Origin of the sequence: Streptomyces sp. NBC_00286 (genome assembly GCF_036173125.1) — a bacterium.
Lineage (GTDB): Bacteria > Actinomycetota > Actinomycetes > Streptomycetales > Streptomycetaceae > Streptomyces.
Window position 1 is genome coordinate 401464 of the sequence record NZ_CP108054.1, and the last position, 21020, is coordinate 422483.

General features: G+C 70.3%; 16 protein-coding genes. 5 read left to right on the top strand and 11 right to left on the bottom strand.

What is annotated here, in order from left to right; genetic code table 11:
• Positions 1–43: 43 nt before the first annotated feature.
• The 6 genes from OHT21_RS02005 to OHT21_RS02030 all read right to left on the bottom strand — a co-directional run bounded on the left by OHT21_RS02005 (position 44) and on the right by OHT21_RS02030 (position 6505).
• Positions 44–1024, bottom strand: coding sequence for a phosphotransferase family protein (locus OHT21_RS02005; RefSeq protein ID WP_328766404.1), 981 nt, complete (start codon positions 1022–1024; stop codon positions 44–46).
• 16 nt (positions 1025–1040) lie between these two features.
• Positions 1041–2261, bottom strand: coding sequence for an acyl-CoA dehydrogenase family protein (locus OHT21_RS02010; RefSeq protein ID WP_328766405.1), 1221 nt, complete (start codon positions 2259–2261; stop codon positions 1041–1043).
• Positions 2262–2308: 47 nt separating this feature from the next.
• On the bottom strand, positions 2309–3463 hold the full coding sequence (locus OHT21_RS02015) for a thiolase family protein (protein WP_328766407.1): 1155 nt from the start codon (positions 3461–3463) through the stop codon (positions 2309–2311).
• Positions 3460–3846, bottom strand: coding sequence for a Zn-ribbon domain-containing OB-fold protein (locus OHT21_RS02020; protein ID WP_328773933.1), 387 nt, complete (start codon positions 3844–3846; stop codon positions 3460–3462). Before OHT21_RS02020 ends, OHT21_RS02015 begins: the two co-directional genes overlap by 4 nt.
• Before the next feature lie 5 nt (positions 3847–3851).
• Positions 3852–4640 (bottom strand): enoyl-CoA hydratase/isomerase family protein, encoded by a 789-nt coding sequence (locus tag OHT21_RS02025; RefSeq protein ID WP_328766408.1) that lies wholly within the window; start codon positions 4638–4640, stop codon positions 3852–3854.
• Positions 4641–5044: 404 nt separating this feature from the next.
• A complete protein-coding gene (locus tag OHT21_RS02030) occupies positions 5045–6505 on the bottom strand; it encodes an FAD-binding oxidoreductase (RefSeq protein ID WP_328766410.1) in 1461 nt (486 codons plus the stop codon).
• A 457-nt stretch (positions 6506–6962) separates the two neighbouring features.
• Here OHT21_RS02030 and OHT21_RS02035 point away from each other — a divergent pair, with 457 nt between their 5' ends.
• The gene (locus OHT21_RS02035) at positions 6963–7763 is read left to right on the top strand and encodes an alpha/beta fold hydrolase (RefSeq protein WP_328766411.1); all 801 of its coding nucleotides are present in this window, start codon (positions 6963–6965) and stop codon (positions 7761–7763) included.
• 300 nt (positions 7764–8063) lie between these two features.
• Here OHT21_RS02035 and OHT21_RS02040 read toward each other — a convergent pair whose 3' ends face one another.
• The 5 genes from OHT21_RS02040 to OHT21_RS02060 all read right to left on the bottom strand — a co-directional run bounded on the left by OHT21_RS02040 (position 8064) and on the right by OHT21_RS02060 (position 15895).
• Positions 8064–9593, bottom strand: coding sequence for a GMC family oxidoreductase (locus tag OHT21_RS02040; RefSeq protein ID WP_328766413.1), 1530 nt, complete (start codon positions 9591–9593; stop codon positions 8064–8066).
• Positions 9594–9728: 135 nt separating this feature from the next.
• The gene (locus OHT21_RS02045) at positions 9729–11186 is read right to left on the bottom strand and encodes an aldehyde dehydrogenase (protein WP_328766414.1); all 1458 of its coding nucleotides are present in this window, start codon (positions 11184–11186) and stop codon (positions 9729–9731) included.
• 478 nt (positions 11187–11664) lie between these two features.
• Positions 11665–13629 (bottom strand): oxidoreductase, encoded by a 1965-nt coding sequence (locus tag OHT21_RS02050; RefSeq protein WP_328766415.1) that lies wholly within the window; start codon positions 13627–13629, stop codon positions 11665–11667.
• Between the two features lie 123 nt (positions 13630–13752).
• Complete coding sequence (locus tag OHT21_RS02055) at positions 13753–14907, bottom strand: acyl-CoA dehydrogenase family protein (RefSeq protein WP_328766416.1); 1155 nt, start codon at positions 14905–14907, stop codon at positions 13753–13755.
• Positions 14908–15091: 184 nt separating this feature from the next.
• On the bottom strand, positions 15092–15895 hold the full coding sequence (locus OHT21_RS02060) for an SDR family NAD(P)-dependent oxidoreductase (protein ID WP_328766418.1): 804 nt from the start codon (positions 15893–15895) through the stop codon (positions 15092–15094).
• 97 nt (positions 15896–15992) lie between these two features.
• Between OHT21_RS02060 and OHT21_RS02065 the strand changes: the two genes are divergently transcribed.
• The 4 genes from OHT21_RS02065 to OHT21_RS02080 all read left to right on the top strand — a co-directional run bounded on the left by OHT21_RS02065 (position 15993) and on the right by OHT21_RS02080 (position 20993).
• Positions 15993–17033, top strand: coding sequence for an NAD(P)-dependent alcohol dehydrogenase (locus OHT21_RS02065; protein WP_328766419.1), 1041 nt, complete (start codon positions 15993–15995; stop codon positions 17031–17033).
• Between the two features lie 36 nt (positions 17034–17069).
• Positions 17070–18506 carry an FAD-dependent oxidoreductase gene (locus OHT21_RS02070; RefSeq protein WP_328766420.1) on the top strand — a complete coding sequence of 479 codons (1437 nt, stop codon included), beginning with the start codon at positions 17070–17072 and terminating at the stop codon, positions 18504–18506.
• Entirely contained in the window at positions 18493–19554 is a 1062-nt protein-coding gene (locus OHT21_RS02075) for an NADP-dependent oxidoreductase (RefSeq protein WP_328766421.1), read from the top strand. The genes OHT21_RS02070 and OHT21_RS02075 overlap by 14 nt, the downstream gene beginning before the upstream one ends.
• 374 nt (positions 19555–19928) lie before the next feature.
• Positions 19929–20993, top strand: coding sequence for an ABC transporter substrate-binding protein (locus tag OHT21_RS02080; protein WP_328766422.1), 1065 nt, complete (start codon positions 19929–19931; stop codon positions 20991–20993).
• Positions 20994–21020 lie beyond the last annotated feature (27 nt).

The window sequence follows — 21020 nt, forward strand, 5'->3', positions numbered from 1 at the left end:
GTGCCGGGGTGCGGGGTGCCGGGGTTCGTGTGGTCGGTCCGGATCAGCCGAGGATGTCGCGTGCCGTGCGGATCATCGCGGCGATGGTCGGCGGCAGTCGCTCCTGGTCCGGGTCGAGGTGCTTGCCCTCGCGGTGCCGGCGCAGGTTGTGGCCCATGATCGCGGCCATCTTCATGCGGCCGAGCGCCCGGAACCAGTCCATCGCGGGCAGCGCGGGCCTACCGTCGAGGTAGGCGTCCAGCAGTTCGGCCTCGCTGGGCAGACCGGGCACAGCGTGCCCCAGCTGGGGGAAGTTGCGGTGGTCGGCGAAGAGCAGGAACCAGCCGAGGTCGATGCGCGGGTCGCCAACGCTCCAGATCTCCCAGTCGACGACGGCCACCACGCGCTCGCCGTCACACAGCACGTTGCCGAGCCGGAAGTCCCCGTGCAGCAGAACCGGTGGCATGCCGCCGGGCACGTCGACGGCCAGGCGAGCCAGCAACTCCTCGCCGCCGGGGCGGAGTTCCGGTGGTACGGCGTGCAGGGTACGGCTCCATCGCTCCAACTCACCGGCCGCGTCGAGCGGTTCAGGCGCGTCGAGCCCGGGCGTACGGGTGTCGGTGGCGTGCAGCCGCCGCAGGACGGAGGCGATCTCCAGCATGCGGGCGCGGGCCGTGGCGGCGGGCACCTCGGGCTCGTCGAGTACGGGCTCGACGGCCTCGCCGACCGCGAAGTCCATGGCGAACCATGCCGGCTGGTTCTCGTCGACGGCCACGACCCCCGGCACCGGCACCTGCTCCACGGACCCGGACAGCGCGCCCAGCACGCGCGCCTGGCGCAGCACGTCGTTGCGTCCGACGGGCCGCTGCCCGGGAGGCACCGCCTTGACGACGTACCTGTGATCCCCGGCCGTGACGGAGTACGTGAGCCCCGAGTGGCCGCCCGGCAGCACCGTCAACTCGCCGATCGGGGCGCCCGGGTGGCGGCGGGCGAGCCGGTCGCGGACGCGGACGGACAGCTCCGGCACCTGGGTGGCCGTGCTCATCGGACGTGCTCCTTACTCATCGGACCGGTTCCCTGGGCAGGCCAAGCACGCGTTCGGCGAGGATGTTGTGCTGGATCTCGTCGGTGCCGCCCGCGATGCTGTAGCCGGGGGCGCCGAGCAGGTGCTCCGTCCAGGCGTAGGTGCCCCACTCCCCCGTGTCCGCGACGAGGCCGGGCCCCAGCAGCTCGGAGACCAGATCGCTGGTGCGCCGCATGGTCTCGGTGGCGTAGAGCTTGCCGACCGAGGCTTCCGCGCCGGGCTCGCGTCCGGCCACGAGGGCGGCGGTCACCCGCAGTCCCATGAGCCGCTGGACGAGGGTGCGGATGTGGAGGTCGGCGGCCCTCTGCTGTTCGCTGCCGGTGAGCGGACGGGTCAGGTTCCCGGCCAGTTCCAGCGCCCGGTCGGCGTTGTCAAGGCCGAGGTTGCCGGAGTCGAGCCGCTCGGCGGCCAGCACACTGAGCGTGACCCGCCAGCCCTCGCCGACCGGCCCGAGCCGGTCGGTGTCGGGCACCACCACACCGTCGAGGTAGACCTCGTTGAAGCTGGTGCCGCCGGTCATCTGCTGGATGGGCCGTACGGTCACGCCCGGCGCGTCCATACGCACCAGGAAGACGGTGATGCCGGCGTGCTTGCGTACGTCCGGATCGGTGCGGCACACCGCGACGCCCCAGGTCGCGACGCGGGCCCCGGAGGTCCACACCTTGTGCCCGGTCAGCACCCAGTTGTCGCCGTCGCGCACGGCCCTGGTCCGCACCGCCGCGAGGTCGGATCCTGCCTCGGTCTCCGAGAACAGCTGGCAGGCCAGTTCGTCGGTGCGCAGCATGGGCCGAAGCCAGCGCTCCTTCTGCTCCTCGGTGCCCCAGATGCCGATCGCGGGGGCGACGAGCTGCTGCGTCACCGGGAAGACCTCGGTGCGGTGCGGCACGTCGAAGGCCGCCTCTTCGGTGCGGTAGAGCTGCTCGTAGTACGCGGGCAGGCCCCGACCCCCGTACGCCTCCTGCCAGTTGAGCGCGCCCCACCCGTGGTCGTAGCGGGTGCGTTCCCACCCCTGGATGCGGGCGGTGTGCTCGCGCTCCTGCTCCTCGGTCCAGTTCTCGAACACGGCGACGGAGTCGGAGCCGCTGCCCCATTCCTCGTCGGCGGCGCGGGGCCGGGCGACCGTGGCGAGCCACTGCCGGGCCTGGGTGCGGAACTCCTCGGGCTCCGGGACAGCGCCGGCTTCCGGGATATCGCTCATGTCTTCTTCCACCTCCGATCGGCGGGACGCTCAACGGGGACGTTCGTTCAGCGGGACAGCACCGTGCAGGCGCTCACGCCGGGGGCGCCGTACACATGGGTGAAGCCGACCCTGGGCTCGCCCGGGACCTGGCGTTCACCGGCCCGACCGCGCAGCTGCTGGACGATCTCGTAGACCTGGCGCAGCCCCGAGGCGCCGATGGGTTCGCCGTTGGCGATGCAGCCGCCGTCGGTGTTGACCGGCAGCGTTCCGCCGATCTCGGTGACACCGGAGGCGATCAGCCGCTCCTGCTCGCCGTCCTCGCAGAACCCGCACTCGGCCATGTGCATGACCTCGGCGCCGCTCTCGGTGTCCTGCAGCTGGCAGACATCGACGTCGCCGGGGCCGATCCCGGCTTCCTCGAAGGCGGCGGCCGAGGCATCACGGCTGACGCTGGTCAGCTGACCACCGGGGATCCAGGGGCTGAAGACTTCGAACGAGCCGAAACGCCGGGTGCGTACGGCCGCCGAGCGCAAGGCGACCGGCGGGCCGGCCAGGGTGTCCAGGCTGCGCGCGGCTTCGGGCGAGCAGAGCACCAGCGCGGCCGCGCCGGCCCCTGGTGAGCAGAACATGTAGCGGGTCAGCGGATCGCTGACCATGCCGGATTCGAGGACCTCCTCGGCCGACACCGGCTTGCGCCGCCATGCCTCAGGGGTCAGACCGCCGTTGCGGTACGCCTTCTCGGCGACCAGGGCCAGGGTGCGCGGGGTGATTCCGTGGTCGTACATATAGCGCTGGATCTTCATGCCGAAGAACTGGGTCGTCACCATCAGCCCGTCGCTGCCGTACTCCGCTCCCAGCCCCCAGTCCTCGGGCCGCGGGTCGAAGGCTCCGCGTGGGTGTTTGTCGAAGCCGACGGCGAGGACGACGTCCGCCATGCCGGAGCGGATCGCGTTCACGGCGGAGATCAGCGCGCTGCCGCCGGTGGCGCAGCCGTTCTTGACGTTGATGAACGGCACCCCGGTCAGGCCGAGTTGGGCCACCAGCGTGTCGGCGAGGCCTGCGCTGTCACTGCCGCCGAACGCGGCCCGCACCCGCGACCACTCGATCCCGGCGTCCGCCAGCGCGGCGTTCACCGCACCGACGGCCAGTTGCCGGCCGCTCGCCTCCGACCGGCCGAACGGGGTGCGCCCGGCGCCGCAGACCAGTACGTCGGTACTCATGAGCCCTCCTCGCCGGGGGTCGTGGGCCTGGCCCGCGGGACGCCGTGGCCCGCGGTCACGGCGAGGGGCATGCCGATGCGGACGTCGTCGAGGTCGTCGACCTCGAGTACGGCGGCCACCCGCACGCCTTCCACCAGCTCGACGTAACCGAGCGCGAACGGCACGAATCCGCCGGGCGGGGCCTGGTAGGGCGGCGACTTGGGGGCGTACCGCTGCACCGTCCAGGTCCACAGCCTGCCCGTGCCCTGGAGGACCGCCGGCTCGGCCGGTCCCCCGCAGCGCGGGCACGCGTCCTCCGCGGGGTAGGCCGTCACCGCGCAGCCGGAGCAGCATGAGCCCTGGAGCCCGACGGCGACGGTCGGACTCCGCGGATCCGTGGCCATCCGGATCAGCGCCCCGTCCACTTGGGTTCACGCTTCTCCAGGAACGCCGACACACCTTCGTTCGCGTCCTCGGAGTTGAGGGCCACGCCCACGGCGAGGTGCTCCATCACCATCAGCGACTGGGTGTCGGCGTCCAGGCTGCGGTCGATCGTCATCTTCGTCAGCCACATCATGAAGGGGCTCTTGTCGACGAGGTCCCCGATGAAGTCGTCGACCGTCTCGTCCAACTTGTCGGCCGGGGCGGATTTGTTGATCAGTCCGAACTCGACGGCCTCGATGCCGGAGAGGAGCTTGCCGGTGAGCATCAGCTCCTTGGTCTTGCGGATGCCGATCATGCGCGGCACCCGGTAGATCGGGCCGGCCCCGCCGAACAGCGCGCGGCGGATGTGGAAGTCGCCGATCTTGGCGTCGTCCGCGGAGATGGCGAAGTCGCAGGAGATCATGATCTCGAAGCCGCCGGCGGTGACGTGGCCCTCCAGGACCGCGACCGAGGGGGTCTTCATCGAGTAGAGGCGGTCGCACACCTTCGCGGACTTCACGGCGACATCGATCGCGTTCGACTTGCCGACGTACTCCGCCTTCAAGCTGTCGAGGTCGAAGCCCGAGCAGAAGGTGCCGCCGCGACCGCGGACCACCAGGACTCGCAGCTCGGGGTCCTCGTCGACCTCGGTGATGATCTCGTCGAGCCGGTCCAGGATCGGCACCGTGACGCAGTTCTTCTTCCACGGGCGGTTGAGCCACACACGGGCCACGTGGCCGTCACGCTCGAACTGGATCTCGTCTTCCACTGCCATGCTGCTCACCCTTCCAAACTGAACTGAATTCACTCCGAGTTTGGAAGCACCGAGGGGCCCTGTCAACCCTTTGATCGAGACAAGTTCGAAGGATGCCGCCGTTCGGCAACTTGCAGCAGGTAGTTCTACCGGGAGATCGAACCGAATCTGGTTCAAATCGCTTCCTGATGAGCATACCTACTTCGGTTCAATCCCTGAACCGACCCGCAGGCCCCAGAAGCCGCCGGGCCCTCGCCACCTACCTGCTCGCCCCGGCGGTCAAGCGGTCAACCGTCCAGGACCTACTGAAGGCGAACGCGTTGGCGTGAGCGGGCAGGGAGCCGTCGCACAAGGGCGGATCGCAGACGAGGTCAAGAAGCCGGGCAGCGCCCCCTCCACGAGGCCAAGCTCTGCTCTGGAGCGGCTCAGCGCTTCGGCTCGATGTTGGCGTTGAGGCGGAAGAGGTTTGCGGGGTCGTATGTCGCCTTGGCCGCCGAGAGCCGTTCGTAGTTGACGCCGTAGCCCTCACGCATGAGCTGTTCCCCCTCCTCGAGGAAGCCGGGGAAGTTGAGGTAGACACCCCCTGAGGAGTACGTGCGCAGGTCGGCGAAGGTGTCTCGCACCCAAGTCACGTTCTCCACCGAGTCGGCATCGTCCCCCCAGTTTCCCTCGATGCCGAGCAGGTACGCCGCACCGCGGTTGGCGAAGGCAGTCTCCTCCTCGCCCACACGTGCCATCGCGCCGCCCTGAAACCAGACGTCGATGGTCGACGCCCTCGACGGCGCCGTAGCAGCGTGTTGCACAAGAGACTCGATCAACTCGTCGCTGAGCTCGGGCGCGTTCACGGACTTCCAGTAGTAGCGCCCGCCATCCGGGTAGTCGTCGTTCAGAACTGCCTGCGCCTCCAGGTATGTCGTGGCGCCGCTGAGGTCACAGATCGGCTCGGCGATTTCCCGGAGCGGCTGCAGGGCTCGCTCGCCCTCCGCGGGGCTTTCGGGGGACAGCGCCAGGAGCGCCACGTAGGGCTCTCCGTGCCACTCCGCCGGGAACTCTTCGACTTCCGGCACCCTGCCGAACACCGCGATCGGACCCACCTGATCGGGCGCTGCCGACAGGTACCGCTCGCAGGACCGCAGCACCTCTCCGGCACGGTCCGCGGGGTAGAACACGAAGCAGAAGAACACCTCGGGTCCGATGGGATGCAGGCGGTACTCGAAGGACGTCACGACCCCGAAGTTGCCGCCGCCGCCGCGGATCGCCCAGAAGAGGTCCTTGTTCTCGCTCACGTCGGCGGCAACCAGCTTCCCATCGGCGGTGACCACCTTCGCGGATACGAGGTTGTCGCAGCTCAGCCCGTACTTGCGCCGAAGCCAGCCCATCCCGCCCGACAAGGTGAGTCCGGCGATCCCGGTCGCCGACACCACCCCCGTAGGGGCGGCAAGCCCATGCCGTTGGGTCGCGCGGTCGAGGTCTCCCAGCCTGCAGCCACCCTGCGCACGAGCTGTGAGTCCCTCAGGGTCGACATCGACCGCCGTCATCTCCGACAGATCGATGACCACTCCACCGTCGCAGAGCGCATGGCCGGCGACGCCGTGCCCGCCTCCGCGTACCGCGAGCGGCAGCTCGTTGTCGCGGGCGAAGCTCACTGCGGCGATCACATCCTCGTCACCGTCGCACCGCGCCACCAGTGCGGGGTGCCTGTCGATCATGCCGTTCCAGATCTCTCGTGCCGGCTCGTAGCCCGGGTCCCCCGGCCGAATGAGCTGCCCCCGAAACCTCGAAGCGAGCTCCTCCACGAGGGAGCCCGGAATGCCGGCCTCCGTGCCGCGCCGCCCTTCGTCCCTGCTCACTGGCGGGCCGTCGCTGTGGCTGTGCCTTTCACTCATGGTGGTAACCTCCCAGGCTTTTCAGCATCACCCCCTGCGGGCCGAGACGCGATCCGATCTCGCTGCGCGGCCCGTGGCTCTTCGCTGAGGGCATCGGTCAGCGAGATGACCTCAGCGGGCGGGCTGCGCCGCAAGGATCCGGGGACCGCGAGCTACCGCAGGCATACCTCCGCAGTCTGTGGGACGGTGTCGATATGGCGCGCCTCGTCGTGCCGCCGCGTCTAGGGCCACGCCCGGGCGAGCCAGTTGGCTCGGTGACGGCGAAAGCGCCGGGCGCCTGCACGTGAACCGCGCCGAGCAGCAGGCCGGCGGCGTCACGTGCAGCAGGCCGGCGACCTCAACGTGCAGCGGCACCACGAGGACGGTGCGACAGCACCACGAGGACGGGTGCAGCAGCACCACGAGACTGCACGGGCATGGGCAGAATCAGGTGTCCCGGAGGCTGAGAATGGGCGAGATGATCAATGTCGACGGCACCGAGTTCTGGGTCGAGCGCCGGGGCCGGGGGCCCGACGTCCTGCTCGTCGCTGGGCTCAGTGATCCCGCCGAAGCATGGCAGGCGCAGCTCGACGGGCTCGCGGATCGCTACCGGGTCACCGCCTTCGACAACCGTAGCGCCGGACGTACGCCGCTGCCCGAGGAACCGCTCTCGGTACCCATGATGGCCGACGACGCCGCCGCGCTGCTGCGCGCGCTCCAGGTCCCGGCGGCCCACGTCGCCGGATTCTCGGGAGGCAGCCTCATCGCCCAGGAGCTGGCGCTCAACCATCCCGGGCTCGTCCGCAGCCTCGTCCTCATGAGCACGTGGGCCCGCCCCGACGTCTATTTCCGCTCCATGGCGGGCTTCTGGCACTGGATGGCCGAGCGTGCCCCGAGCGAGCGTGCCATGCTCGAGGCGTTCTTCCTGTGGATCTATACGCCGCGCGCGCACGCCGACGGCACGGTCGACCAGATCATCGAGGAGACGCTGGCCTTCCCTCACCCGCAGTCCGTCGAAGCCTTTCAGCGCCAGCTCGCCCCGTTCACAACCCACGACACACTCGACCGCCTGGCAGAGATCACCGCACCGACGCTCGTCCTGGCCGGCGAGCTCGACATCGCCGCACGACCGCGCCTCGGGCGCGTGGTCGCCGAGGGGATCCCAGGCGCCGTGTTCGAAGTACTGCCCGGGGAGGCCCATCAGCCCTTCCAGGAGGTCCCGGACCTGTTCAACGCCCGCGTCGACGCGTTCTGGCGTGAGGTCGAGGCACAAGGCTGAACGACAAGGCTGAACGACAGGCTGAGGACCACCCGGACGGCCGCTGACGTGGCCGACCGGTCGCTGACCCCCCGTCCTCATCTCTGTCGGCGAAGAGGTCGGGTTCATGCGGTGCGGGCGGGTTCCGGCCATGCGAGCTCATGCATCAGCCCTGGCCTTGAAGCACATGGCGGTCGTCCGTGACGACCTGCACTGCACCTCGGTGGCGTCAGCGCCACCGACTCCATGCCGCCGGTAAGCCGGCCGCCGGATGTCCGGCGACCGGATCACTCATACGGTGCGGTGCGGTCGCGCCAACCGTCAGTCGCCGCAGCCCAGTTGGTCCGCCCAGCGCTCTGCCATCATCATCACCGTGGTGTTGGTCGGCACGGCCGGGATGTCCGGCATGGTGGAGGCGTCGACGACGTACAGTGCGTCGACCCCGTGCACCTTGCCGGCCTGGTCGACCACCGCGGCCGGGGTGCCCTCCCCGCCCATCGCGCAGGTGCCCACCGCGTGGCAGTAGGTGTTCTTGCCCTGGACGACGGCTCGTGCGAGGTCGGCGTCCGTGGTCGCCTCGGGCCCGGGCCACGTCTCGGCACGGACGTACTTCTCCAGTGGTCCCGAGCCCATGATCTCCCGGATCTGCCGGATACCGGCCACCATGCGCCGCAGGTCGTCGGGGTGGTCGAACAGACCCAACCGGATCCTCGGGTCGGCCTCAGGAGCGCGCGAGGTGATCTCCACGCTGCCCAACGAGTACGGGCGGACCACGGCGAGAGGCACCAGCATCACCCCGGGCTCCATGGTGAACGGCAGCGCGTGCAGGTCGACTTCGCCCTGTCCGGCTGCCCCTGCCGAGGAGAACGCCAGGGCGGTCTGCAACGGCGGCAGGAGTTCACCGACCGCCTCCTCGTCCACGGCGTAGGTGAGGTAGACCATGGGGTGGTCACGGAGGTTGCTGCCGACGCCTTCCAGGCACTGGACCGCGGGGATGGACAGCCTGTCGAGCAGCCGCCGCGGGCCGATGCCCGAGCGCATCAGGATGGCCGGGCTGCCGATGGCTCCGGCGGACAGGACGACCAGGTCGGCCTCAAGAACGGTGCCGCCGGCGAGGATCACCGCTCGGGCCGTCCCGTCCTCGGTGAACTCCACGCGGTCAACGGTCTGTTCGCCTAATACGGTCAGGTTCTCTCGGTGGCGGGCCGGGCCGAGGTAGGCGATGGCCGAGCTCTGCCGGATGCCGTTCTTGCGGTTGAAGGGGATCGGGCCCGCGCCACGCCTGCGGACGCCGTTGATGTCCTCGTGGACGGGGTGGCCGGCCTGCGCGCAGGCCTCCAGGAACGCGGACATGACCGGGCGCAGCCCGTTGCCTTCGGTGAAGCGCTCGATGTGTAAGGGTCCACCGGTGCCGTGCAGTTCTCCGCCGACCGGATCGTCCTCCAGCTTCTTCAGATACGGCAGGACGTGGTCCCAGGACCAGCGGTCATTGCCCAGTCCGGTCCAGCGGGCGAAGTCCTCGGGCGTGGGCCGCAGGGCGTTGGCGCCGTTGACGGACGAGGAGCCGCCGATGACCTTGCCGCGCAGAACGGGCAGGATGCCCTGCTCGACGATCCCGAACATCGGAATGCTGTCGGCATCGGCAACGTGGTCGGCCGACTCATAGCCCCAGTCGTGGGTGGTGAACCCGAACTGGTTGGCGTCGAGCAGCTCGGGGGCGGTCTCCTCCGGGGTGCGGTAGTCGGGGCCGGCCTCGACGAGCGTGACGGTGTTCGCGGGGTCCTCGCTGAGCCGGGCGGCCAGGACACCACCGGCGGAACCTCCGCCGCACACCACTATGCGACGCGCCATGCTTACCTCTTTCTCTTCTTTGAGACCAAGGATTGGACGAAAGGGACGTACGAGACGTGAGACGTGGAGACACAGGAGATGTACGAGATCCAGGACGTGACCTAGACCGAGGAATCGACAGGCGGGCGTCGCGGCTCAGTCGGTCAGCGGCGCGCCCGACAGGGCGATCGCCTTGGGCTCGAGGTAGTCGTCGAGGCCTTCGTGGCCGTTCTCGCGGCCGATGCCGGACTTCTTGCTGCCGCCGAACGGGGCATTGATGTCGAGGGTGTAGCTGTTGATGCTGAAGGTTCCGGTGCGCACGCGGCGAGCAATACGGAGGGCGGCTTCCTCGTCCTGGGTCCAGACGGTTCCGGAGAGCCCGTACGGGGAATCGTTGGCCAGCTCGACGGCATGGTCGGGGCCGTCGTGCGGGATGGCGACGACGACCGGGCCGAAGATCTCCTCCTGCGCGATCCGCATGTCGTTGGTGACGTCGGTGAACAGGGTGGGTTCCAGGTACCAGCCGGTGGTCAGGCCCGCAGGGCGGCCGCCGCCGCAGGCGACGGTGGCGCCTTCCTTCCGGCCGAGGGCGATGTACTCCTCGACACGCGCCCGGTGCGCCTCGGTGATCATCGGTCCGATCACGGTCGCGGGGTCGGCCGGGTCACCGATGGGCAGGGAGCTCATGTGACGGGCCAAGGCGTCGGTGAACTCTGCGTAGCGGGAGCGCGGCAGCAGGATGCGGGTCTGAGCGGTGCAGATCTCGCCCTGCATGAAGGCGGCGCCGCAGCCCACGAGAGCCGGGACGACGGCGTCGATGTCGGCGTCGTCCAGCACGATCGCTGCCGATTTGCCGCCCAGTTCCAAGGTCACACGGCGGATGTCGCGGCCGCAGGCCTCGGCGATACGGGAGCCGACGGCGGTGCTTCCCGTGAAGCTGACCTTGTCCACACCCGGGTGGGCGACCACGTACTCGCTCTCCACGGCATCGGCGGCGAACACGCTGATGACGCCCTCGGGAACGGCCGATTCGGCCACGGCCTCGGCGAAGACATGGCAGGCGAGGGGGTCCTGCACCGGCACCTTGACGATGACCGTGCAGCCGGCCATGAGGGCGGCGGCGATCTTCTGGGTGGTCAGCGGGAGCGGGCCGTTCCAGGCGGGAATGGCCACGACGACGCCGACGGGTTCGCGGACGACCAGGGTGCGGGTCGGTCCGTTGACCCGCTCCTCCTCGAAGACGTATCCCTCGGCCAACTCCGCGTAGAAGCGCAGGTAGTTGGAGGGGGCGATGGCGAAGTACCCCTCGGCGAAGCCGCGCGGGCAGCCGGTCTCGGCCATGGCCAGACCGGCGAGTTCGGCCGCGCGCGTGTCGAGGCGGTCGGCCAGGTCGCGCAGGGCCGCGGCGCGCCGCTGAACGCTCCACCTCGGCCAGGGGCCGGCATCGAACGCCTGCCGGGCCGCGGCCACGGCGGCGTCGATGTCCGCCGTCGAGGCCAGGGGGACGTGGCCGATGACCTCCTCGGTGCTGGGTGAGACGACCTGCGCGACGCGGTCGGTGGAGGGGGCCGTGAGCCGGCCTCCGATGAGGATGCGGTCGTATTGGTGTGCCATGCGGGGACTGCCTCTCTGGGGAAGCGCGGAAGTACCGCGGAGGAGAATGTGTGCTCGGCTCGGACGACATGAGAGGGCACAGGCATCGTCCGGAACTCATGCGGTGCGGTCAGAAGTGCGGGACATCAGTCGACCGGCCCGAGAGATGACGTCCGTCTCCGGTGGACGACGTCCGGGCTCCAACGTGCACCGTCCGACCTCCCGCAGCCAACGTCCGGGCTCAAACATGCGACGTCCGGCCTCCCGCGGTCGCCGTCCGGTCTCCGTCGACGGCTCACTCTCGGGTGCGCCCCCACGAGGCCGCGGCCGTCGATGCCGTTGATGCCATCGAGGCGGTCGAGGCGGTCGAGGCGGTCGAGGCGGTCGATGTCATCGAGGCGCATCACGCCGGCCTGGCCGACAGCGCAGGCGCAGACCTCGGGCGGGAGCGCCACCGGCCGCCCGGCCCACTGACGGATCGCCGCCCACGCGCGGATCGTCACAGCGGCCTCGCGGCGACGGCCTCCGCCGCCGCCGCGCGCCCTTCCGCGACGGCGTGCGCGACACGGCGCGGCACGACGCAATCGCCGATCGCGCGAACGGTCTGGTGGGCGGCAGGGGCGAAGTCGGGAGGGCGGGGCCGGCGTTCGCCGACGGTGACCAGGACGTCGGCGGCGAGGTGCGTCTCCTGACCGTCCAGGACATGGCGCAGGCGCACACCGTCGGTGGTCGTCGAGGTCACGGTGCTCATCGCGACGACGCGCAGGGGCGCACCGGTGAGCCGGTTCATCAACTGGGTGCGGTTCTCCGGCGACAGGCCCGTCGCGAAACCGGTGCCGGGGGTGATGACGGTGACCTCGCGGGCGCCGGCCGCCAGCGCGCTCTCCACGGCACTGATGCCCTGCCACCACCCGAAGCCGTCGTCGAGGACGGCGACGCCGGACGCTTCCGGTACGACGTCCGGGTACCGGCTCAGGAAGTCCGTACTGGTGAGTGTCAGAAGCTCGCCCGGCACGTGGACGGACTCTTCCGCCGCGCCGGTGGCGAGCACGATCTGGGCGTACGCCGCCAGGTCGTCCGGCGCCGGGGAGGTGCCCAGCCGCACCCGCACGCCGAGGTCGGCGAGCTGATCGCGCTGGTAGTCGACGAACTTCTGCCAGCCGGAGCGGTGCGGGGCGAGGGAGGCGAGGCGTGCCTGGCCGCCGGTTCGCCGAGCCGTGTCGAAGAGCGTCACCTCGGCGCCGGACCGGGCGAGCGCCATCGCGCACTCCATGCCGGCGGGGCCCGCTCCGAGCACGACGACAGGGCCGCCGCGGGACCCTCGCCGGGTCAGCAGCAGCGGGACGGCCGGGCGGGCTGCTGCTCCCGGCGGGCCGAGTTCGGGGTTCACCGAGCATGATCCGGTTGGCTCGAAGGTACGGCAGCCCTCGTTGCAGCCCGTGCAGGGGCGTACGGATCGCTCGTCGCCCGCGATCACCTTGCGGGCGAAGTCGGGGTCGGCCATGAACGGCCGGGCCATCCCGACCAGATCGGCCCCCGAGTCCAGCGCCCGCTCGATGTCCGCGACCGACCGGAATCCCTGACTGACCAGGAGCGGCACCGCGACTGCCGAGCGGATACGGGCCACGGACTCCAGAAGCGGCGGGCGGGTGGTGGCCATGCCGGGAACGTAGGTGTTGCGGACGCCGGTGGTGACGTTGACGTACGCGAAGGGCGCGGCGGCGCACAGGCGGGGCAGCAGCTCGATCAGGTCCTCCAGGCCGAGTCCGGATTCCTCGCCGGGCTCCACCGACACCCTTAAGCCGATGGGGAGTTGACCGATCTCGGTACGGATGGCGTCGATCACCTGGGCCGGCAGGGCGATGGGGTCGCCATACTCGTCGTCCCGGGTGTTGTTGACCCTGGAGAGAAACTGGGCGAGCAGATAGCCGTGGCCGGCGTGCAGTTCCACGCCGTGAAAACCGGCCTGCACACTGTTCGCCGCGGAGATACGGAAGGCGTCGACGACACCACGTACCTCTTCGGTGCTCAGCGGGTGCGGCGTGGTCGCCTCGCGGGGCGAGCGAACGGCCGCGGCCGAGACCGGCGCGTAGAACGTGCCGGCGCCCAGGGTCTCCCGGCCGAGGTGGACGAGCTGCGCGACGGCCACGGCGCCCCCGTCGGTGATGGCCTCTGCGCGACGGCGTACCGCGTCTTTGATCTCGGGGCGCCACGCTTCGGTCAGGTAGCGCTGCGGCAGCGTCGACTCGGGGGCCACGGCGGTGCCTCCGGTGATCACCATGCCGGCGCCGCCCTCGGCCAGCCGCCGCCAGTAGGCCGCGTCGGTCTCGGTGGGGGCGCCGTCGGTGACGGCGGCGGTGGCGTGTGCGGTGGCGACAAGGCGGTTGCGGAGGGTGAGACCGCAGAGCGTGAACGGTGCGGCCAGGGATGGTGCGGCGAGGGCGCGTGGGGTGCGTGGCGTCATGCGGCTCTCTTCGTCTGTGCTCTTCGCCGGTCTTCGTGTGTCCTCTTCGCTGGTCGCTGTTTGTCCCCCTCGCCGGTCTCCGTCTGTCCTCTTCGCCGGTATGTGTTCATCCTCTTCGCCTGGTCAGGCGGCCGAACGGGTGGCGAGACCGATGAGTTCGGCGAGCCGGACCCGGTGCCGGTCCGTCGTGCCGAAGTGGACCTCGCCGCTGCGTGCGCGGCGCACGTACAGATGAGCCGGGTGCTCCCAGGTGAAGCCGATTCCGCCGTGCAGTTGGACGTATTCGGCCGTCGCCAGGAGAAAGGTCTCGGAACAGACCACGGCGGCCGCGCAGGCGGCCACCGGCAGCTGCGGCGAGGCGGCGGCGGTGCAGGCAGTCGCGTACGCAGACGCCGAGCGGGCCGCCTCCAGCGCGACCAGCACGTCGGCCAGCCGGTGCTTGACGGCCTGGAAGGAACCGATGGGCCGACCGAACTGGTGGCGCTGCGCGGCGAATTCAACCGTGGCGTCCAACGCGTGCCCGCTGCCGCCGACCTGTTCGGCCGCCAGTGCGGCCCGCCCGGTGTCGAGCGTCGCCGAGATGGTGGCTTCGGTGCCCTCCGCCGTACCCACGGTGGTGGCCGGGGCCCCTCGGAACTCCACCAGCGCCTGACGGCGCGTCTCGTCCAGGACACGTCGCGGAGTCCGATGGCAGGAGTCCGGTGCGGGCTCACAGGCGAACAGCCGCGGCCCGGCGGGAGTTTGAGCTCGTACCAGGATCAGGTCCGCGCCGGCCCCGTCGAGTACGAAGTCCGCCCGGCCGCGCAGCACCCAGCCCGAGCCTCCCTGCTCCGCGGTGACGTTGATGCTGTCGGGGCCGTCGGCGTCGAACCCGGCCACCGTCGCCGTGAGTGTGCCGTCGGCGATCCGCGGCAGATAGCGCTCGCATGCCGCGCGGTCGCCGCTGTGCAGCAGGGCGGGGGCGGCGAGGGCCACCGTGGGCAGCAGCGGCGCGCAGTACAGGGCGCGCCCTGATTCCTCCAGGGCCACGGCCAGTTCGGCGAACGTGAAACCCGAGCCCCCGTACTCCTCGGGAACGGCCAGCCCGTGGACGCCGATCTCGCCCGCCAGACGCGTCCAGAGCACTTCGTCGTATCCGCGCGGAGTGACCAGATGCTTGCGGACGTCCTCGGGGCCGCTCGCCTCGGTGTAGAAGTCCCGCAGAACGGTGCGCAGTTGCCGCTGTTCTTCGGTTTCGGACAGCAGCTGGGGGTCGATCTCGGGGTGGCGACGGTGCATGGGGTCCCCCTCGTGCTCGTGTGCCGGAGAGCTGAGAGCCGAGAACTCAGAGCCGTGAAAACAGATCTACAAACTGAACTCAATTCGAGAACCTAGGCATAGACCTGCGAGACAGGCAAGACCCGTGCACGAGTTGATTGGGGCGCCTTCGGCTCCCGGCAAGGCCGCGCGGACCGGACCCCACTCAGGCGGTGAACCGGCCGCCGTTGGCGAGCAGCACCGCGCCGACCAGGTTCGCCGCGGCATCGCTCGCGAGGAAGAGAGCGATGTCGGCGATCTCCTCGGGCGTCGCATACGGACGCACCCGCGGGTCGGCGAAACCGGCGCGCAGCGCCTCGGGCGTGCGCGCCGCCATCCCCGTCTCCGTCGGCCCCGGAGCCACCACGTTCACGCGGATCCCGGACGCGATGACCTCCTTGGCCACGGCCTGAGCCAGTGCGTGCACACCCGCTTTGGAGGCGGCGTAGTGGGGATAGCCGACGGGGGTGTCGAAGGCCGACGACGAGCCGATCACCACGACCGCCCCGGCCCCGAAGGGCCGCATGACCCGAACCGCCGCGCGCAGCACATGGAACGTACCGTCCAGGTTCACCCGCATGACGCGCTGCCAGGAGGCTTCGTCGAGGGAATCGGTCAGCTCGACCGGCCGCCCCTCGACCAGCGCGTCCGCGATGCGCTGCTTGGCCTCGGGGTCGTCGACCCCGGCCGCGTGCACCAGGACGTCGAGCCGTCCGTGCCGCTGCAGTACGCCCTGGACGGCGGCGTCGACGCCCGCCGCGTCCGCCACGTCGCATGCGACCGCCTCAGCGGCGGGCAGTTCCTTGGCGACGGCCGCGGCGCCCTCGCCGTTCACGTCGGCCAGGACGACGGCCCGCGCCCCTTCCGCCGCCAGCTGCCGGGCGACCGCCGCACCCATGCCGGAGCCGGCGCCCGTCACCATCGCGACCTTGCCCGCGAACCTCTCTGCCTGGACGTCCCTGTGCGTCAAGCCGATCCCTCCTTCACTGCCTTCCCCGTTCTATTGAACTGACTTCATCTCTGTTACCGTGACGGCCGCGGGGCTGACAAGACCTGGGACGGTGAAGATGAGGGCACTGCGGCTGACGGCGTGGGGCGAACCCCCGACACAGACCGAGGTCGAGCAACCCGTCCCCCACGGCGCCGAGGTGCTGGTACGCGTCGAGGCCACCGGGCTGTGCCACTCCGACCTGCACGTCATCGACGCGGCTCCGCGAGCACTCCCCTACCGGCTGCCCTTCACTCTCGGCCACGAGGTCGCCGGGCGGACCTTGGCCCTGGGGCCCGACGCCGACGGGGTGGCGGTCGGTGACCGCGTGGTGCTGTACGGACCGTGGGGTTGCGGCGACTGCGACCGCTGTGCCGCCGGCCGGGACAACTACTGCGACCGGCGCGACACCCTCGCCTGGCACGGCGCGGGACTGGGCCGGGACGGCGGAATGGCCGAGTGCGTACTCGTCCCGTCCGCCCGCCATCTGGTGCCGATCGGCGATTTGCCGGCCGATCAGGCGGCTCCGCTCTCCGACGCGGGCCTGACGTCCCATCACGCCGTGGCCGGTCTCCGGCACGCGCTCGAAGAGGGCACCACCACCGTCGTCATCGGTGTCGGCGGGCTGGGTCACCTGGCTGTACAGATCCTTCGGGCGACCACCCCGAGCCGTGTACTGGCGGTCGACGTCCGGGAGGAGGCGCTGGCTCTCGCGGACCGCTCCGGCGCGGACTTCGGCACCCTGATGCGGGCGGACACCGCGGATGTCTTGCGGAAGCGGAGTGGTGGCGCGGGAGCGGATGCCGTGCTCGACTTCGTCGGCACCACGCAGACGCTGGAACTCGCGGCCGGCATCCTGCGTCCGGGTGGTGAACTCGCCGTCGTCGGCAGCGGAGGTGGCCGGCTGACGGTCTCCAAGCCGGGCGTTCTCCCGCCGGGCTTCAGGCTCTCACTCCCCTTCTGGGGAACCCGCCCCGAGCTCGCCGAGGTCGTCGCGCTGGCCCAGTCGGGGGCGATCCACGTCGAGACGGAGCAGTTCCCGCTGTCCGCCGCACCGGAGGCAATCGGCGGGCTTCGCCGGGGCCGGGTGCGGGGGCGGGCCGTGCTCGTCCCCGACTGACCACGCAGCGCACGTCGAGAAAGGGGTTGAACGCGCATGCCGGACCACCAGACGGTCGACCTGCTCGTCATCGGGGCGGGAATGGCCGGGCTGACCGCGGGCGCGCGAGCCGTACGCAACGGGTTGTCCGTCGTGGTCGTCGAGATCGGCGATGACGTCGGGGGGTCCGCGCGCTACGCCGGTTACGCCTGGACCGCCCCGAGCCACGAGGAGATGGAGCGGCACAACCCGGGCGGAGACGCCTCGCTCAAGTGCGCCCTCGTGGACCGATTCCAAGACGGCATCAACTGGATTCGGAGCACGGGGGTCGAGGCCAAGGACGCTCAGCCCATCCTCGGCTTCGGCCAGGGGCACCAGTTCGACACCAATCACTACGTCGACACCTGCCGCCGCATCATCGTCGAGGCGGGTGGCGAGCTGCTGCTGACCACCGACACCGAGCGGCTCCTCGTGGAGAACGGCGCCGTGGCCGGAGCGGAACTCGTCACGAGCGACGGCACGCGACGGCAGGTGCGCGCCACCTCGACACTCCTTGCCACGGGAGGCTTCCAGGGGGACGTGGACCTCCGCAACGAACTCGTCCACCCCCACGCCGACCGCATGGAACTGCGCTCCAACCCCCACAGCCGCGGGGCCGGCTACCGCCTGGCGACCGCCGCCGGGGCATCGACCGGGCTGCCCGGGGCCGGCTTCTACGGACATCTGATCCCGAGCGGCATCCCGTTCGCGGACCCGTCGGACTTCGTCGACCTGTCGCTGTACTACAGCGAGCACGCCCTGCTGTTCAACCTGCTGGGCGAGCGGTTCACCGACGAAACGCTGGGCGATCACCTGACGACGATGGCACTGATGGAACAGCCCGAGAACCGTGAGCTCCTCATCGCCGACGCCCGCGTGTTCCGCGACTGGGTGGTGGGTTCGTACGTCGAAGGAGCGGTCGCCGTCGACAAGTTCGCGCTGGCGGGTAAACGGGGCGGTCGGGTCGGTTTCGCCGAGGAGCTCGACGAACTCGTCTACCTTCCAGAGGAGTGGGGATACGACGGGTCCGCCGTCCGCGCGGCCGTCGAGCGGTTCAACGCCCGGACGGCGGCGGGTGAGGATCCGGCGCCGGGCCGCCGGCTGGACCGCCTGCCGCTCGACGAACCGCCCTACTACGTCGTCGAGGCGGTGCCGGCCATCACCTTCCCGTTCCATGGAGTCCGCATCGACGACCGGGCACGGGTTCGGGGAGAGGACGGCGAGCCCATCGAAGGGCTCCTCGCGGCCGGTTCGGACACCGGAGGCCTGTGGTACCGGGCCTACGCGGGCGGCATCGCGTCAGCCCTCGTGTTCGGCCTCACGGCGGCCGGCACCGCGACGCTTCGCGCCGCATCCCATGGGCAGGCGGGCCGCGGCCGACATGGACGACCAGATGCACACTCTGGCCGAGTCGGGTCAAGCACCCCGGGAAGGCACGGCAATGATCGGCCGTGAGGTCTGGCCGGTCGCCTATCCCCGCGGCGAGGTCCGCGCGTCGGACTTTCGCGTCGTCGAGGTCGAGGTGCGGCAACCACGGCCGGGCGAGGTGCTGGTCAGGAACACATGGACATCCGTCGACGCCGCCCTCCGGCTGCGGCTCAGGGAGACGGCGCCACCGGGATATTTTCCGGCTTTCCCCCTCGGAGAGCCGATGGACGGGATCATGACCGTCGGGGAGGTCGTCGAGTCCCGCGCCGATGGGTTCTCCCCCGGCGACATGGTGTGGCACGCCTCCGGATGGCGCGACTACGCCGTCGTCGAGGCGGGGAGGCAGGCCCTCGGCGGCGTCGGCACGCTCACGAGGCTCGACGTAGACGTTGCACCTCCTCAGACGCACCTCGGCGCGCTCGGCGCCAATGGACTCACCGCCTACGCCGGCCTCTTCCAAGCCGCGGGCCTGCGCGACGGCGACGTCGTCTGGGTCTCCGCCGCGGCCGGCGCGGTCGGCAGCCTCGCCGCACAGATGGCGAAGATCCGCGGGCACCGCGTCATCGGCAGCGCCGGTTCCGACGAGAAGGTGCGCTACCTCCTGGAGGAGCTCGGCCTGGATGCCGCGTTCAACTACAAGCGCGGCCCTCTCCCCGATCTCCTGCGTGAGGCGGCCCCGGACGGCATAGACGTGTACTTCGACAACGTCGGCGGCGACCATCTCGAGGCGGCCCTCGGGGCGCTGCGGAGGTCGGGCCGCGTCGCGATCTGCGGCATGATCTCGGAGTATGCGGCCAAGGAGCCGCCGCACGGCCCCGGAAACCTCATGCTGACGGTGACGAAGGGCCTGACGATTCGCGGCTTCCGGGCCAGCGGCCACACCCACTTACTGCCCGAGATGAGACGGCAAGTGGGCGCATGGGTCCGCGAAGGCCGCCTCCACTGCCGCGAAACGATCGTCGACGGGCTGCCGCGGGCGCCGTTGGCACTGGCGGGGCTACTGCGAGGCGACAACACCGGCAAGACGCTTGTGCGGATCGATGGCGGCACGCATCGTGAGAACACCGTCGACTGAGGCCTGCCCCGTGGGGCGCCCGGCATACCGAGCCCAGCACCCTGCCGCCTGCCAAACTGAACTGAAGTAAGCCCAACAGCTGCCGCCATGGGGCGGCCCGGCCGAACACCCCAGCCGCTCCCGCCCGACCCCGCGCGCAGACCGGCCAACGCCCACCCACTCCTGCGGCAACCGATGCCACGAAAGCCGCGGCACGCGACTCCTTTCGAACCTTCCACCAATCCTTCCGTCGGGCGGCTGCGCATACTATTGCCTAACCGAGTTCAGTTTGGTAACTTCCACGAAATCTTGGCCATCCGGCCACCGTTCAGCGCAAAGTCCGCTCGGTTCTGCGCCGGTTCGGCCGGGGGCCGGTTCACCTAAGGGAGCCGAGAATGAGATCAGATCCGCGACGGCGCGGGGCTTTGCTCATCGTGCTGTCGATCACCACACTGCTGGCCGCCGCGTGCGGCGGCGGCACCGCCAACAACGCCGAGTCCGAGGTCGTGCCCGCCTCGGCGGGCATCGACGAGCTGGTCGCCGCAGCGAAGAAAGAAGGACAGCTCACTGTCTACTCGGCCCAGGATCTGACCGCCCTCAACAACCTCGCCAAGGCCTTCGAGGCCAAATACCCGGGCATCGACGTCAAGACCGTCCGGGGCGTCGACGGTGACCTCGGGGTGAAGGTCGAGACGGAGTTCAACACCGGCAAGGGCATCGCCGACATGTACGTCAGCGCGAGCCTGTCCTGGGTGAAGCCGCAGGCCGAGGCCAAGCGTTTCCTGGCGCCGACCGGCCCCGAACTCACCGGCAAGGGCGACTACGACGCCAAGCAGTACGTCCACGACGGCAACTACTTCGAGACCAACTCCGCCGTGCTCACGTTCGGCTGGAACACCAAGCTCCACTCCCAAGGGCTGACCGACTACCCGGACCTGCTCGACCCGTCCCTCGCGGGCGGAAAGATCGGCGTCATCGAGCCGACCGCGCCCTCGATCGTCGACTTCTACCTGTGGCTGGAGGAGACGTACGGCGCCGACTTCGTGAAGAAGCTGGCCGCCCAGAAGCCCCGCATCTACCCCAGCGCCCTGCCCATGGGTGAGGCGATGCAGTCCGGCGAGATCGCCGCCGGCAGCTTCGTAGCGCCTATCACGCTCGATCCCGCCAAGAAAAAGGGTGCACCGGTCGACTACCGCATGCCGCCGGAAGGCGTGTGGGGTGCCCGGTACTACGGCATGGTGCTGTCGACCGCCCCGAACCCCAACGCCGGCCAGTTGTTCGCCAACTTCATGGTGACCGCCGAGGGACAGGAGCTGATCACGCCGTCCGCCGGCTCGGTGCTGCCCAAGGTTCCCGGCACAGTGATCACCAACGACAAGGTACGGGTGCAGGATCCGGCCAAGCTCACGCCGGAGGCCGTGGCCGCGTACCAGAAGAAGTGGAAGTCCCTCTTCCAGTAGGGGCGGTGGGTGCGTCGGCCGGTGCCG

Bases quoted from the DNA above. Each gene is read 5' to 3' on its own strand.
- OHT21_RS02005 (WP_328766404.1), bottom strand. From the start codon at position 1,024: ATGAGCACGGCCACCCAGGTGCCGGAGCTGTCCGTCCGCGTCCGCGAC.
- OHT21_RS02010 (WP_328766405.1), bottom strand. From the start codon at position 2,261: ATGAGCGATATCCCGGAAGCCGGCGCTGTCCCGGAGCCCGAGGAGTTC.
- OHT21_RS02015 (WP_328766407.1), bottom strand. From the start codon at position 3,463: ATGAGTACCGACGTACTGGTCTGCGGCGCCGGGCGCACCCCGTTCGGC.
- OHT21_RS02020 (WP_328773933.1), bottom strand. From the start codon at position 3,846: ATGGCCACGGATCCGCGGAGTCCGACCGTCGCCGTCGGGCTCCAGGGC.
- OHT21_RS02025 (WP_328766408.1), bottom strand. From the start codon at position 4,640: ATGGCAGTGGAAGACGAGATCCAGTTCGAGCGTGACGGCCACGTGGCC.
- OHT21_RS02030 (WP_328766410.1), bottom strand. From the start codon at position 6,505: ATGAGTGAAAGGCACAGCCACAGCGACGGCCCGCCAGTGAGCAGGGAC.
- OHT21_RS02035 (WP_328766411.1), top strand. From the start codon at position 6,963: ATGATCAATGTCGACGGCACCGAGTTCTGGGTCGAGCGCCGGGGCCGG.
- OHT21_RS02040 (WP_328766413.1), bottom strand. From the start codon at position 9,593: ATGGCGCGTCGCATAGTGGTGTGCGGCGGAGGTTCCGCCGGTGGTGTC.
- OHT21_RS02045 (WP_328766414.1), bottom strand. From the start codon at position 11,186: ATGGCACACCAATACGACCGCATCCTCATCGGAGGCCGGCTCACGGCC.
- OHT21_RS02050 (WP_328766415.1), bottom strand. From the start codon at position 13,629: ATGACGCCACGCACCCCACGCGCCCTCGCCGCACCATCCCTGGCCGCA.
- OHT21_RS02055 (WP_328766416.1), bottom strand. From the start codon at position 14,907: ATGCACCGTCGCCACCCCGAGATCGACCCCCAGCTGCTGTCCGAAACC.
- OHT21_RS02065 (WP_328766419.1), top strand. From the start codon at position 15,993: ATGAGGGCACTGCGGCTGACGGCGTGGGGCGAACCCCCGACACAGACC.
- OHT21_RS02070 (WP_328766420.1), top strand. From the start codon at position 17,070: ATGCCGGACCACCAGACGGTCGACCTGCTCGTCATCGGGGCGGGAATG.
- OHT21_RS02075 (WP_328766421.1), top strand. From the start codon at position 18,493: ATGATCGGCCGTGAGGTCTGGCCGGTCGCCTATCCCCGCGGCGAGGTC.
- OHT21_RS02080 (WP_328766422.1), top strand. From the start codon at position 19,929: ATGAGATCAGATCCGCGACGGCGCGGGGCTTTGCTCATCGTGCTGTCG.